We start from the raw sequence: 12,436 nt of genomic DNA, 5'->3' as shown, positions 1-12,436 counted from the left end.
GCTGGTCGGGACCGGGTCCCGACCCCTGTGGGACAGCCGGCATGTGGTTCAAGCACAACCAGGAACGCGACCTCCGCTCGCTTCTGGCGAGGATCGAGGCGGCCTCCGCACCGACGGGCGACTTGGTGGCGGAGATCCTGCGCCGTGCCTGTCCCCGGCTCCAGGGGGCGCAGAAACCTAATGATCCCGTGCGGCGGCTCGTCGAGGCGGAGGCCTGGGTCGATCTCGGATTCTGGCTGGTCGGCTGGGAGCTGCCGGACTGGGCGATCCACCGCCTGTCCCGAGACGACAGCCGCTGGAACTGCGCGATCTGCGTCCGCGGCCTGGCCATCAACTGGCTCGAGGACGTGGCCGAGTTCCAGCACGACGACCCGGCCCTGGCGATCCTCGGCGCCCTGGTCCAGGCCCAGCTCCGCAAGGTCCAGGGCCCCACCCCCAGCAATGTCACGCCCTTCCGCCGCATGGAGCGGGGCGAGGCCCATCCCGTGAACAACGATGCAGAGAGATGACATGACGACAACGGTTTCGGGCCAGGCTGGGCCCGCCGACCTCGCAGCCCAGCCGGCGCCCCCGCAGGCGTCCGGCTTCTGGAGGCTGACGCTGGGCACGCTCGGGGTCGTCTACGGCGACATCGGCACGAGCCCGCTTTACGCCCTCAAGGAGTCGCTCTCGGCCGCCGCCGCGGGCGGGACCGTCACCCGCGAGATGGTGTTCGGGATCGTGTCGCTCATCCTGTGGGCGCTGATCTTCATCGTGACGATCAAGTACGTCCTGTTCATCCTGCGGGCCGACAACAACGGCGAGGGCGGGACGCTCACCCTGATGGCGCTCGCGCAGCGGGCCATGGGCCACAACGTGCTCCTGATTGCACTGCTCGGCATGTTCGGGGCCGCCCTGTTCTATGGCGACGCCATCATCACGCCGGCCATCTCCGTCCTCTCGGCCGTGGAGGGCCTCAAGCTGGTGACGCCCGCCTTCGATCCCTACGTGGTGCCGCTCAGCCTCGTGATCATGGTCGGCCTCTTCGCGGTCCAGAGCCACGGCACCGCCCGGGTCGCCGCCTGGTTCGGCCCGATCACGGCCATCTGGTTCGCCCTCATGGCGGTTGGCGGGCTTCGTCACATCGCCGATGATCCCGGCATTCTCGCCGCGATCAGCCCGACCTACGGCGTCGCCTTCCTTGCCACGCACGGCTCGGCCGGACTGTTCGCCCTTGGCGCGGTCTTCCTGGCCGTCACGGGCGCCGAGGCGCTCTATGCCGACATGGGCCATTTCGGACGCCGCCCGATCCAGGTCGCCTGGCTCGGGTTCGTCCTGCCGTGCCTTGCCCTGAACTACCTTGGCCAGGGCGCGCTGCTCCTCGACGATCCCGGCAGGATCGAGAACCCCTTCTTCCTGCTCTATCCCGACTGGGCCCTCCTGCCGATGGTCGTGATGGCGACCATCGCCACCATCATCGCGAGCCAGGCGGTGATCACGGGGGCGTTCTCCCTGACCCAGCAGGCCATCCAGCTCGGGCTGCTGCCGCGCATGGAGATCCGCTGGACGTCCGAGACCGAGAAGGGCCAGGTTTATGTGCCCCGGGTGAACTGGCTCCTGCTCGCGGCCGTCTTGTTGCTGGTCGTCATGTTCAGGAGTTCGAGCGCCTTGGCGCACGCCTACGGCATTGCGGTCACCGGCACGATGGTGGTCACCGCCGTCATGGCGTTCTTCGTGGTCCGACGGTTCTGGAACTGGCCACTCTGGGCCTCGGTTGCGGTCATCGTGCCCTTCCTGCTCGTCGACGCGATCTTCCTGGCGGCCAACGCCCTGAAGATTCCCCAAGGCGGCTGGATGCCGCTCCTGGTCGGCGCACTGCTGGTCATGCTGATGGTGACCTGGCGGCGCGGGACGCGCATCCTGTTCGAGAAGACCCGCAAGGTGGACGTGCCGCTGCTCGAGCTCGTCACCATGCTGCAAAAGAGCCAGCCGCATCGGGTCAAGGGCACCGCCGTGTTCCTGACCAGCGATCCCGACACGGCTCCCGCGGCCCTCCTGCACAACCTCAAGCACAACAAGATCCTGCACGAGCAGAACGTGATCCTGACGGTGAGGACCGAGGACGCGCCGCGCGTTGCCGACGACGAGCGGGTCCGGATCGAGCACCTGGGAGACTCGTTCTGGCGGGCGACCATGAGCTTCGGCTACATGGAGGCGCCGAACATCCCGCGCGGACTGGTCCTCCTGCGCAGGCAGGGCTTCAAGTTCGACATCATGATGACATCGTTCTTCGTGTCGCGCCGATCGATCCGGCCCTCCGTCCGCGGCGGCATGCCGCTCTGGCAGGACAAGCTGTTCATCAGCCTGGCCAAGTCGGCCAGCGATGCCACGGACTTCTTCCAGATCCCGACTGGGCGAGTGGTCGAGGTCGGCACCCAAGTGACGGTCTGAATCGGCTCTTGGCCCATGGTCGCGAAGAGCACCGGGAACGTCTCGTAATGGCACGGGGCCGACCTTATCCGGATTTCCGGATTCGCGGCGTGAGCAGACTCTCATTTGGCCTGCTCAACATTACCTGCTGCCCCACTGCGAACCTTGGCTTCATTCATTCCGCCTCGCCATCGACAAGCATTCCGCCCTCCGGCCGATGCCCCTCATGCCTCAACGATAGCGTTGAGCCCGCCTTGTCAGGACTGATTCAACTCTCCACCCTCCCGTGAGATATGCCTCATTCGAGCCAGTCAATCCCCGCGACCGGGTTGCGCATGGTCCGGCACTCACAGCCCGAGAACGACGCGCCAACACTTGGCGGTTCCGAGCGCGCCCTTGCTGATCGAGCGATGCCTCGGGCGAAGTGGAGCCGCAGGTGGGGGATTGCCTTCATCCCGGCGGGGCTCGTGTGCACAATCGAGGCTTCGTTGGTGATCTCGATAGACCCCTGAGGGTACAGGTCGATCGGACGCAGCCGACGCATCGTTCCTCGTTGCCGGATAACCTTGACCCTGCGCCCAGTCGCTGTATCTCAGCCCATCTTGCCGGGGGGCGGTGCGTTGGACGACGACTTCGTAATTCAGCCGATCGGCGGCCTGCGGGCCGTGGTGAGCAGCGAGATCATTCTGGCCCGCTGCGCCAGTGTGCCGGAAGCCATCCGGGCAGCAGTACGGGTCGCCTCCCGCACGGCAAGTTATGGCCGCACTGTCCAGGTGCTGGTCGATGAGCCAGGGCGGGGCCGCACCGTGATCTGGGACTCGACGCGGGACGGCTTCAGCGGCGGCTGATGGATCAGGCCTCATTCGCATCGCCGTCGACCACAATGCCTAGTCAATAAAGGATGACAATGCTTCAGGACACTGCCGGCCACCGTGTTCTCCTGGTCGAGGATGAGGCCATGATCGCAATGCTGGTCGAGGACATGCTCGAGGACCTCGGCCATGAACTGGTCAGGGTCGCCACCCGCCTCGAGGACGCGGTTGCCGCCGCCAGGACCGAGGCCGTCGACCTGGCGATCCTCGACCTCAACCTGGGCGGTGCCCTGACCTATCCGGCGGCCGACGTGCTCGCGGAGCGGGGCATCCCGTTCATCTTCGCGACGGGCTACGGCAGCGGCGGGCTCAAGGACGGCTATGCCGCCCGTCCGACGCTGCAAAAGCCGTTCAACACGGAGGCGCTGGAACAGGCGATCGGTCAGGCGCTCGGACGCGGAGCCTGAGATCCTCCTGACGGCGGTATGGGCGCCGGGCACTCGGGATGGATTGTCGTCAATGGGACCCGAAACATCCTCGAGCGTTACAACAGGTTGGCATTGCATGCGGATGACAGGATGAACCATGAGCCGCGGGAGGCCGCACCGGGACGTTCCCCCGAGCAGGGCGGAACCTCGGCCGACGAACTGGCCTACCGCCTGCACCAGCAGGAACTGCTGGCAGGCTTCGGCGGCCTCGCGTTGCGGACGCCGGATTTCCTGGACCTGCTCCAGGAGGCCACCCGGCTCTGCGCGCAAGGACTGCACGTCCGGTACTGCAAGGCCATGGAGTACCTGCCCGACGAGAATCGGCTCATCGTCCGTGCCGGGGTGGGCTGGAAGCCCGGCACGATCGGGTCCATGACGGGTGCCGACCCGGAAAGCCCCACCGGCTACGCCTTCCGCACGGGAGAGCCCGTGATCTCGAGCCACCTCGGGGACGGGGACCGCTTCCGCACGCCCCGCATTCTGGCGGAGCACGGCATCCGGCGCGCCATCAACGTGCCGATCGCTACTGAGGCGAGCCGCTACGGCATCTTGGAAGCCGACAGCCCGGCCGAGGGGCGGTTCACCGGGGCCGACCTCGCCTTCCTGCGGGGGTTCGCCAACCTGCTCGGGGTTGCCCTGGAGCGGCAGGGCGGCGAAGAGAGGCTGCGCCTCGCGCATGCGCGCAATGAGGAAATCCTCGAGAGCATCAGTGATGCCTTCTACGCCGTCGACCGGGACTGGCGCTTCACCTACGTCAACCGCAGGGCCGAGGAGTGGTGGGGCCGCAAGCGGGAGGACCTGATCGGCAAGGTCTACTGGGACGAGTTTCCTCAGGCTGTGGGCAGCGAGGCCTACGAGGCCCACCAGCTCGCCCGGCGCGAACGGCGGACGGTGCACGTCGAGACCGTCTCGCCCCTGGGGCACTGGGTGGACATCGACATCCATCCGACCGCCGGAGGGGGGCTGTCCGTGTACTTCCGCGACGCCACCGAACGAAAGCGGGGCGAGCTGGCGCTGCGCCAGACCGAGGAGCGCTACAGGCTGGCGGCCAAGGCCACCAATGACGCGGTCTGGGATTGGGATCTCGTCGCCGACCGCATCCTGTGGAACGAGGCGCTCACCGCGCTCTTCGGCTACACGGACCTGGAGACGATGGGGGCATGGTGGAAGGACCACATCCATCCCGACGACCGCGAGCACACGGTGGAGGACTTTCACGCGGTGATCGCAGGAGACCGGGAACACTGGAGCGCCGAGTACCGCTTCCTGCGGGCGGACGGATCGGAGGCCTACGTCTTCGACCGCGGCTTCGTGATCCGGGACGGCAGCGGGAAGGCCGTGCGCATGATCGGCGCCATGCTGGACATCACCGAGACCAAGCAGGCGGAGGAGCACCAGCGGCTGCTCATCAACGAACTGAACCACCGGGTGAAGAATACGCTCGCCACCGTGCAGTCGATCGCCAGCCAGACCCTGCGCAATGCGACGACGCTGAACGAGGCACAGGCCGCGTTCGAGGCCCGCCTGTTCGCCCTCTCGCGCGCCCACGACGTGCTCACCCGCGAGAACTGGGAGGGAGCGAGCCTGCGGGCGATCGTCACCGAGGCGGTCCCGCCCTTCAGCAATGACCGCGAGGATCGCCTTCACCTCAGGGGAGCTGACGTGCGGCTGTCACCCCGGATGGCGCTGGCGCTCGCCATGGCCCTCCAGGAACTGTCGACCAACGCGGTGAAGTACGGGGCGCTCTCGAACGCGACCGGCGAGATCCGGATCCAGTGGATGCTCGACCACGCGCAGGTGCCGCCGCACCTGCACCTGCGCTGGGAGGAGAACGGCGGTCCTCCGGTGCAGGCGCCGAAGCGGCGCGGCTTCGGGACACGGCTGATCGAGCGGAGCCTGGCAATGGACCTGAACGGCGACGTCGAGATCCGGTTCGCCCCCAGCGGGGTCGTCTGCACCGTCGACGCGCCGCTCGAATCCATCGGCTCACCATCGCCAGGGCACGCAGGAGGGTAAGGGCTTCCCCGGACTGGATTTCTGCCCCCCAAGCTGCTCTAAGTCTTTCAACACAGACAAGAAAGCGGACGCGGGGCCATGAACTCGAACCTGAATGGAGCGCAGCCGATCGCACCCGAGCAGGGCGGCGATGCCGCCGATGAGCTCGCATATCGTCTGCGCCAGCAGCAGCTCACGGCACGGTTCGGCCTGTTCGCTCTCAAGACGCACGACATCGACGCCCTCCTTCAGGAGGCGGCCCGCACCTGTGCCGAAGGCCTGCACAGCGAGTTCTGCAAGGTCATGGAGTTCCTGCCCGCCGAGAACGAGTTCGTGGTCCGGGCCGGCGTGGGCTGGAAGCCGGGCGTCGTCGGCGCTGCCCGCACCGGGGCCGACCTGGACAGTCCCGCTGGCTTCGCCCTCAGGACGGGGCAACCCGTGATCTCCAACCACCTGGCCGAGGAGACCCGATTCCGTACGCCGAAACTGCTCGCGGATCATGGCGTCAAGCGGGCGATCAACGTCATCGTCCAGGGGGATGGTGGCGGTCCCTTCGGCGTCCTCGAGGTGGACAGCCCGACCGAGGGGCGGTTCACCGATCATGACCTCGCCTTCATGCAGGGCTTCGCCAACCTGCTGGGTGTCGCCATCGAGCGGCAGCAGGCGGAGGAGGAACTGCGGGCCAACAAGGCTCTGCTCCAGCAGGCGCTGGATGACCAGGATGTGTTGAACCGGGAGATCAGCCACCGGGTCAAGAACAGCCTCCAGCTCGTGGCCGGCCTGCTGAACATGCAGGGACGCGCGTCCGGGAACGACGACCTGCGCCGTGCGCTGGCCGATGCCGAAGCCCGGGTGCATACCATCGCCCAGGTTCACGACCGCCTCTGGCGATACAACGAGATGCGCTCCGTCAACCTGGCGGAGTTCCTGGGCGAGCTGTGCGCGAAGCTGCGAGGATCGGCGCCCCACTTCACGCTCGGATGCCACATCGATTCGGTCATCGTCCCGACCGATCTTGCCGTCCCCTTGGGTCTGCTGGTCAACGAGCTCGTGACCAACGCCTTCAAGTACGCCTATCCCGAAACCTCCGGCGAGGTCCGGGTCGAGCTGACGTCGGACAGCCCGGAGCGGCTTCGGCTGGAGGTGTCCGACGCGGGTGTCGGGCTGCCGGCCGACTTCAACCTGGCGCAGTCGAGGAGCCTCGGGATGCGGCTTGTCGCCAGCCTGACCCGGCAGCTCGGCGGGCAACTGGAATGGCAGGATGCCCGGCCCGGCACGAGGTTCGTGCTCGAGCTGTCGGCCCAGGACAACGGCCTGACCGCATCCTGACTGATGACATGGCTGGTGATCGGCATGAATCCTGCGCCCCTGGACCTCCAGGCTCGTCTTCGATCCTGGTCATCCCTGGTTTGCCGCAAGGCCGGAAAGCACCCCGGCTGGGTCTCGCTCCGGAAGGAAACGTCGGCCAAGTTGTCTCAGCCGATCCCTCCGGACTCGACCTCGGCCGATCCTTGCCTATCTGGGAGGCATTGTCTGAGATCTTGGCCTTAGGAACAAAGACCGTTGCTTCCGCTTTCGTCGGGCATGCCTGGCCCGAACCCCCATACCCGTGCTCTCATTCTGGTCGTCGAGGACGAGCCGCTCGTCCGCATGACTCTCGTGGATGTGCTGGAGGATGCCGGCTTCAGGGTGATCGAGGCCGCACATGCGGACGAGGCCCTGCGGGTGCTGGGTGCCGTCTCGGGCATCCATGCCGTGGTCACCGACGTGGAGATGCCGCGCGGCAGCATCAACGGCTTCGAGCTCGCCCAGAGGGTCCGCTCGGATCGGCAGGACATCGGAATCCTGATCGCGTCCGGGCGCGCCGCCCCCAAGGCAGGCGACTTGCCGGAGGGAGCCCTGTTCCTCGGCAAGCCCGTCCATCCCGAGACGCTGGTGCGGCTCCTCACAAGGCTCCTGACCTCCGATCAGGCGCGACGGGAGGATTAGGGCCTGTCCTTTTCGCCCCGGGCAAAGCGCTCATGCTCGCTGCTCAACCTGTCGATTTCCTGCGACTGAGCAGCCTCGGACTGGCCCAGGCTTTTTGAACGGGCGATCTGGGCACGCGCCTGTTCAATCGCCTGGGTGGCGTCATCGACGGCCTTGTCGAACGAGCGTCGGCTCGTTTCCGAGTGGCTCAGGCTGGACGGGGTTCCCGGTTCCCGGGACTCAGGCACGAGCGGAGGCCTCATCGTCCTCGGCCATGCGGTTCAGGGTCTGGGCCAGAGCGGCTATTGCCTCGCTCCGGGCTCTGATGTCCTCCAGCTCACGGCGGGATTGTTCGACGCGATCCAGAGTGTCCTGGAGCATCCGCCGCTGCTCGTTGATGGCAGGATGGGAGGAGGCGGGCTGATCGGGACGGGGCATGGGACACGGTGTCAGGATGCATGATTCTTCTATGACTTTCCTGTCATAGAGGATCTGACGGGATCCATGCGACATCTTTTCCCGAATGGCATCCGCCCTGTTCCAGGAAGCCCTCCCGAAAGTCGGCGGCCCGCCCAGCGTTAGCAGTCGAGGGCAGCCACCTGGGCCTGAAGCTTCACCCGCTCGGCCTCGTTGTAGCGCCACAGGTCAAGCACGGCTTGAGCCATGTGAGCTCGCCACCAGCTTGGCGAAATTGACAAAGGCGCCCGCTCGGTGAGCACCACAGCGAACTCTTGTGGATGTCAACGCTTCTGTGCACTCTGCGAGCTTCAGGAAATGGCACGGGGTGGACCTTAGCCGTATTTCCGCAGTTGTGGGGCAAGCGGACCTCCGTACGGCCACGCTTAAGGACAGGACGTGACCCTGGTTGTGTAAAAACTCAAACGGGTCCAGTTCCGACGAACTATTTGTACAATTTCATGGGTCCCGACCGCGGAATATCCGGCCTGCTCAAGCCGGCACGACACAAAATTGCTGCGCCGAGTGACGCATCAGCGTTTTTACACAACCAAGACCCAAAGCTGACTCAGTCACATCGGCAGGCGTCCCTTTATCGCATGCGCGCGTGCACTGTAGGTGATGCGGTCGTCGCCGTCTGCGGGGAGGCGCGCACGCACCCGGCTCTTGAGCGTCTCGACGTCACCAGATGCCATTGCGGCGATCGTCGGGCCAAGCGAACCAGCCTTCAGGCTGGTCATCCAGAAGTCCTCAAACCCCGCGAATATCCGGTGCACCGTGATCTCCCGCGTCTCCACAGCGTCGAGACCGGCATCCGTCCACAGGTCATGCATCACGTCCATTCGGGATGCATTCATTTCCGGCGGGCGCGGGGGCGCAACGCCCATGGCGCGCATCTCGACGAGGACCGGATCGAGTGGAAATCCGCCCCCCAGCATGTCCCACATGTAGGCCGCGACTGTGCCGCCTGGTCTCACCACCCGCGCCATCTCCGCGATGCCTTTGGCCGGTTCGGGAACGAAGACAAGGACCAACGCCATCACGGCTGCGTCGAACCTGTCCGGCGGGAAGGGAAGGGCCATGGCATCGCCCTGGCGAAACTCCACCCTGCGCGTCGCAGGTCGGGTACGTGCAAAGGCAAGCTGCCCTTCGGACGGATCAATTCCGTGGACCTCCTCCGGGGCGCAGCGCTCGACCAGCAGTTCGGTGAAGGCTCCGTTGCCGCAGCCGATGTCGATCCACCGCAAACCTGAGGGTGGCGCCAGCCAATCGAGGAAGATCCCGCCGGCAAGCTGGCTCCAGATCCCCATCACCTGCTCATAGGCGGCGCCGTCATCGAAGCGAATTGTCCGTCCGACCATTGGTGCCTTCCCGTCACAGCCCGTTGGTCCAGCCGCCTGAGAGCATCATCCTGCTCGTGCTATCGGAACCCGAACGCTACAGTATCTGATAGTCAGGCCGGGCTATGGTCCGTTCCTGTGAAGGGTTTCGGATGCCGGCCATCACAGACGCAGCCAGATGCACCGGGGCCGGCGTCCGAAAGCCTCCAGGGAACGAACCCGCGGGATGCCGGTCGCAGGTTTTGCCCTATGGGGATTTGACGGTTACGCCTGGTCCTCTGTGGCCGGATAAACGCGTTTGGCGAGTGGGACGCGAGTGTTCAGCAGGGGGCGAGGGCACGTGAGGCCCGCAGAGGGTGCGACGCGGTCGTTGAAGAGCGGAGGATGTCAGCGTTGTGGGTCGTGCGGCTGAGGCCCGCGACCTGGACTGCACGTAGCGCTCCGGCCGCCGATGGTGAGTGTTCTCGGCGGTAGTGCAATCCGGTGAAGGGTTCAAGATCATGGCGTGTGCGTCCCAGGCGGTGCACGGGCCTGGGGGCCACGCGCGAAGGTCTCGAGGACGATCATGCGGCCGCCGCAGCAGGGGCAGCGCAGCCTCCTGTCCGTGGGTGCGGCGGGGCCGGCCTTGTCCGTGCCACCACAGTCCGTCTCAGGCTCCGGCACGGTGAGCAAGGCGCGGGCCCGCATGAGGTTCGCCTTGCGCCCGGCGCTGGCGAGAAGACCGTAATGGCGAATGCGGTGGAAGCCCTTGGGCAGCACGTGGAGCAGAAACCGCCGGATGAACTCGCCCGCATCGAGTGTCATCACCTGGTAGCGTTCAGGGCCATTGCGACGATAGTCCTTGTAGCGGAAGGTGACGCCCCTCTCGTCGAGCGAGATCAGCCGAGAGTTGGAGATCGCGACGCGGTGGGTGTAGCGTGACAGATAGGCCAGCACCGCCTCGGGTCCGGCGAAGGGAGGCTTGGCGTAGACGAACCACTTCGTCCGGCGCAGGGGCGCCAGGAAGCCGGCAAAGGCACGGCGGTCGCTCAGGCCCGCATGATCGCCGAAGAACTGGAGATGCCCGGCCGCATGGGCGTCGGTGAGCTTGGACAGGAACAGCCGTCGAAACAGCCGCGAGAGAACGCGCACGGGCAGGAGGAAGCCCGGCCGGCACGCCACCCACCGCTTGCCATCGAGCGAGAGGCCGCCGCCAGGCACGATCATGTGGACATGCGGGTGGTGGGTCATGGCCGAGCCCCACGTATGGAGCACGGCGGTCAGGCCGATGCGGGCACCAAGATGGCGTGGATCGGCCGCGATGGTCAGCATCGTCTCGGCGGCGGCGCGGAAGAGCAGATCATAGATCACCGCCTTGTTCTGCCAGGCGATGGCGGCCAACCGGGCGGGCAGCGTGAACACCACATGGAAGTAGCCCACCGGCAGCAGATCGGCCTGGCGCGCGGCAAGCCAGTCCCGCGCCGCGGCGCCCTGACACTTGGGGCAGTGCCGGTTGCGGCACGAGTTGTAGGCGATGCGGACCTGGCCACAATCCTCACAGGCCGCGACATGGCCGCCGAGGGCTGCGGTGCGACAGCTCTCGATCGCCGCCATCACCTTGAGCTGGCCGAGGCTGAGATGGCCGGCCTGGGCCGCACGCCAGGCGGCGCCATGGCGATGGAAGATGTCGGCGACCTCCAGCGGTGGGCGGCTCACCGCCGCCGCGTCATTCGTCCGGCCTCGCCCCGTCCTCCGTCGCCAACCAGATCCGGTCGAGCGGGCTCATCACGGTGCGGATTGTGCTGGTGGCAACGCGGGCATAGAGCGCGGTGGTGTCGAGCTTGGCATGGCCGAGCAGGACCTGGATGACGCGAATGTCGATATCCTGCTCCAGGAGATGCGTGGCGAAGCTGTGGCGCAGGGTGTGCGGCGTCACCCGCTTCGGGATCCCGGCGGCCTGGGCTGCGGCGTGGACGGCGCGGTTCACCTGACGGGTCGACAGCGGCATGACCGGATTGCGGCCCGGGAACAGCCAGCCCTGCGGCAGCATCAGACCGCGGCGGCTTCCCTCGCGCCACCAGGCGCGCAGGAGCTCGAGCAGGTGCGGGGAGAGCATGGCATGGCGATCCTTGCGGCCCTTGCCCTGCTCGATGCGGATCAGCATGCGGGTGCTGTCGATGTCGGTCACCTTGAGCGATACGACCTCGGAGACCCGCAGTCCGGCGCCGTAGGCTGTACCCAGCGCGGCCCTGTACTTCGGCCCTGGCGCCGCTTCGAGCAGCCGCGTCACCTCCTCGAGGCTGAGCACCAGCGGCAGCGTGCGCGGCTGGCGGACGAGCGTGAGACGGCGGGCGAGATCGGGCCGGTCCAGGGTCACGGTGAAGAAGAAGCGCAGCGCCGCGACGGCGCTGTTGATGCCCGGCGGCTGGAGGCCCGCCTGCGTCTGGTGCACCTGGAAGCGGCGCAGGTCCTCGGCGGTGGCCCTGTCGGGAGAGCGGCCGAGGAAGCCGGCGAAGGTCTTCACGTATCGGATGTAGTCGTGCTGGGTCTTGGCGGTGAAGCCGCGCACGGTCATGTCCTCGATCATGCGCTGACGCAAGGCGCTGCCGGCCGGTGGCGACGGGTGGACGATCATGGGGCGCTCCTCTCGAGCTGAAGGTTGACCCTTCATGCTCGGAGGCAGAGCAGCCTCCGTCACCTCTGATCAATCACAGCCTCGCTGACATCAGAGGCTCAGCTCCAGCCTTGAAAGGCGCACCCTCCCGCGCGAGCGGGTTCGTTCCATGGCACTGGGCTGACCTTGTCCCAAGTTCCGCGGTTGCGCGCTGAGCGGACCTCCATTCGATCCGCTCTACGTTACACTTTGTTAAGGCTTGTTGGATGCCTGCCGCGGCGGAACGGAACCGCGGCACGAGCGGCAGGCGTTCGACAAGCCTCAAAGGAGGAAACCGCGGAGCACCGTGCTGACGCTGCGGATGTTATGGGGATT

At 66.5% G+C, this 12,436-nt stretch carries 12 protein-coding genes; 7 read left to right on the top strand and 5 right to left on the bottom strand.

Going from position 1 to position 12,436, the window contains the following annotated elements; translation table 11 throughout:
- The first annotated feature begins 41 nt into the window (after window positions 1–41).
- From NF876_RS27425 to NF876_RS27395, 7 genes are all read left to right on the top strand, one after another.
- Window positions 42–509, top strand: a complete 468-nt coding sequence (locus tag NF876_RS27425; protein WP_262271528.1) for a hypothetical protein — start codon at window positions 42–44, stop codon at window positions 507–509.
- Window position 510: 1 nt separating this feature from the next.
- Window positions 511–2,430: a potassium transporter Kup gene (locus NF876_RS27420; RefSeq protein ID WP_262271527.1), complete on the top strand. Its 1,920-nt coding sequence runs from the start codon at window positions 511–513 to the stop codon at window positions 2,428–2,430.
- 599 nt (window positions 2,431–3,029) lie between these two features.
- Window positions 3,030–3,257 (top strand): hypothetical protein, encoded by a 228-nt coding sequence (locus tag NF876_RS27415; RefSeq protein ID WP_262271526.1) that lies wholly within the window; start codon window positions 3,030–3,032, stop codon window positions 3,255–3,257.
- 59 nt (window positions 3,258–3,316) lie between these two features.
- Window positions 3,317–3,688 carry a response regulator gene (locus NF876_RS27410; protein WP_262271525.1) on the top strand — a complete coding sequence of 124 codons (372 nt, stop codon included), beginning with the start codon at window positions 3,317–3,319 and terminating at the stop codon, window positions 3,686–3,688.
- Between the two features lie 111 nt (window positions 3,689–3,799).
- Window positions 3,800–5,725 (top strand): HWE histidine kinase domain-containing protein, encoded by a 1,926-nt coding sequence (locus NF876_RS27405; RefSeq protein ID WP_262271524.1) that lies wholly within the window; start codon window positions 3,800–3,802, stop codon window positions 5,723–5,725.
- 78 nt (window positions 5,726–5,803) lie between these two features.
- A complete protein-coding gene (locus tag NF876_RS27400; protein ID WP_262271523.1) occupies window positions 5,804–7,033 on the top strand; it encodes a sensor histidine kinase in 1,230 nt (409 codons plus the stop codon).
- A 234-nt stretch (window positions 7,034–7,267) separates the two neighbouring features.
- Entirely contained in the window at window positions 7,268–7,693 is a 426-nt protein-coding gene (locus NF876_RS27395) for a response regulator (protein ID WP_262271522.1), read from the top strand.
- On the opposite strand, the gene NF876_RS27390 is transcribed toward NF876_RS27395, so the two are convergent.
- The 5 genes from NF876_RS27390 to NF876_RS27370 all read right to left on the bottom strand — a co-directional run bounded on the left by NF876_RS27390 (window position 7,690) and on the right by NF876_RS27370 (window position 12,082).
- On the bottom strand, window positions 7,690–7,920 hold the full coding sequence (locus tag NF876_RS27390; RefSeq protein ID WP_262271521.1) for a hypothetical protein: 231 nt from the start codon (window positions 7,918–7,920) through the stop codon (window positions 7,690–7,692). The genes NF876_RS27395 and NF876_RS27390 overlap by 4 nt on opposite strands.
- Window positions 7,913–8,110 carry a hypothetical protein gene (locus NF876_RS27385; protein WP_262271520.1) on the bottom strand — a complete coding sequence of 66 codons (198 nt, stop codon included), beginning with the start codon at window positions 8,108–8,110 and terminating at the stop codon, window positions 7,913–7,915. Before NF876_RS27385 ends, NF876_RS27390 begins: the two co-directional genes overlap by 8 nt.
- 590 nt (window positions 8,111–8,700) lie before the next feature.
- On the bottom strand, window positions 8,701–9,489 hold the full coding sequence (locus NF876_RS27380; RefSeq protein ID WP_262271519.1) for a class I SAM-dependent methyltransferase: 789 nt from the start codon (window positions 9,487–9,489) through the stop codon (window positions 8,701–8,703).
- 477 nt (window positions 9,490–9,966) lie between these two features.
- The gene (locus tag NF876_RS27375; protein WP_262271518.1) at window positions 9,967–11,163 is read right to left on the bottom strand and encodes an IS91 family transposase; all 1,197 of its coding nucleotides are present in this window, start codon (window positions 11,161–11,163) and stop codon (window positions 9,967–9,969) included.
- A 10-nt stretch (window positions 11,164–11,173) separates the two neighbouring features.
- A complete protein-coding gene (locus NF876_RS27370; protein WP_262271517.1) occupies window positions 11,174–12,082 on the bottom strand; it encodes a tyrosine-type recombinase/integrase in 909 nt (302 codons plus the stop codon).
- Between the last annotated feature and the right edge of the window lie 354 nt (window positions 12,083–12,436).

This window comes from Microvirga yunnanensis (assembly GCF_025460875.1).
Note: the sequence above shows the minus strand (reverse complement) of the source record. Positions and strands in the feature narration are given on the sequence as shown.

What these genes read in the sequence shown, in the direction of transcription:
- NF876_RS27410 (WP_262271525.1), top strand. Translation starts at nt 3,317, where the DNA reads ATGCTTCAGGACACTGCCGGCCACCGTGTTCTCCTGGTCGAGGATGAG.
- NF876_RS27370 (WP_262271517.1), bottom strand. Translation starts at nt 12,082, where the DNA reads ATGATCGTCCACCCGTCGCCACCGGCCGGCAGCGCCTTGCGTCAGCGC.
- NF876_RS27420 (WP_262271527.1), top strand. Translation starts at nt 511, where the DNA reads ATGACGACAACGGTTTCGGGCCAGGCTGGGCCCGCCGACCTCGCAGCC.
- NF876_RS27385 (WP_262271520.1), bottom strand. Translation starts at nt 8,110, where the DNA reads ATGCCCCGTCCCGATCAGCCCGCCTCCTCCCATCCTGCCATCAACGAG.
- NF876_RS27425 (WP_262271528.1), top strand. Translation starts at nt 42, where the DNA reads ATGTGGTTCAAGCACAACCAGGAACGCGACCTCCGCTCGCTTCTGGCG.
- NF876_RS27400 (WP_262271523.1), top strand. Translation starts at nt 5,804, where the DNA reads ATGAACTCGAACCTGAATGGAGCGCAGCCGATCGCACCCGAGCAGGGC.
- NF876_RS27380 (WP_262271519.1), bottom strand. Translation starts at nt 9,489, where the DNA reads ATGGTCGGACGGACAATTCGCTTCGATGACGGCGCCGCCTATGAGCAG.
- NF876_RS27405 (WP_262271524.1), top strand. Translation starts at nt 3,800, where the DNA reads ATGAACCATGAGCCGCGGGAGGCCGCACCGGGACGTTCCCCCGAGCAG.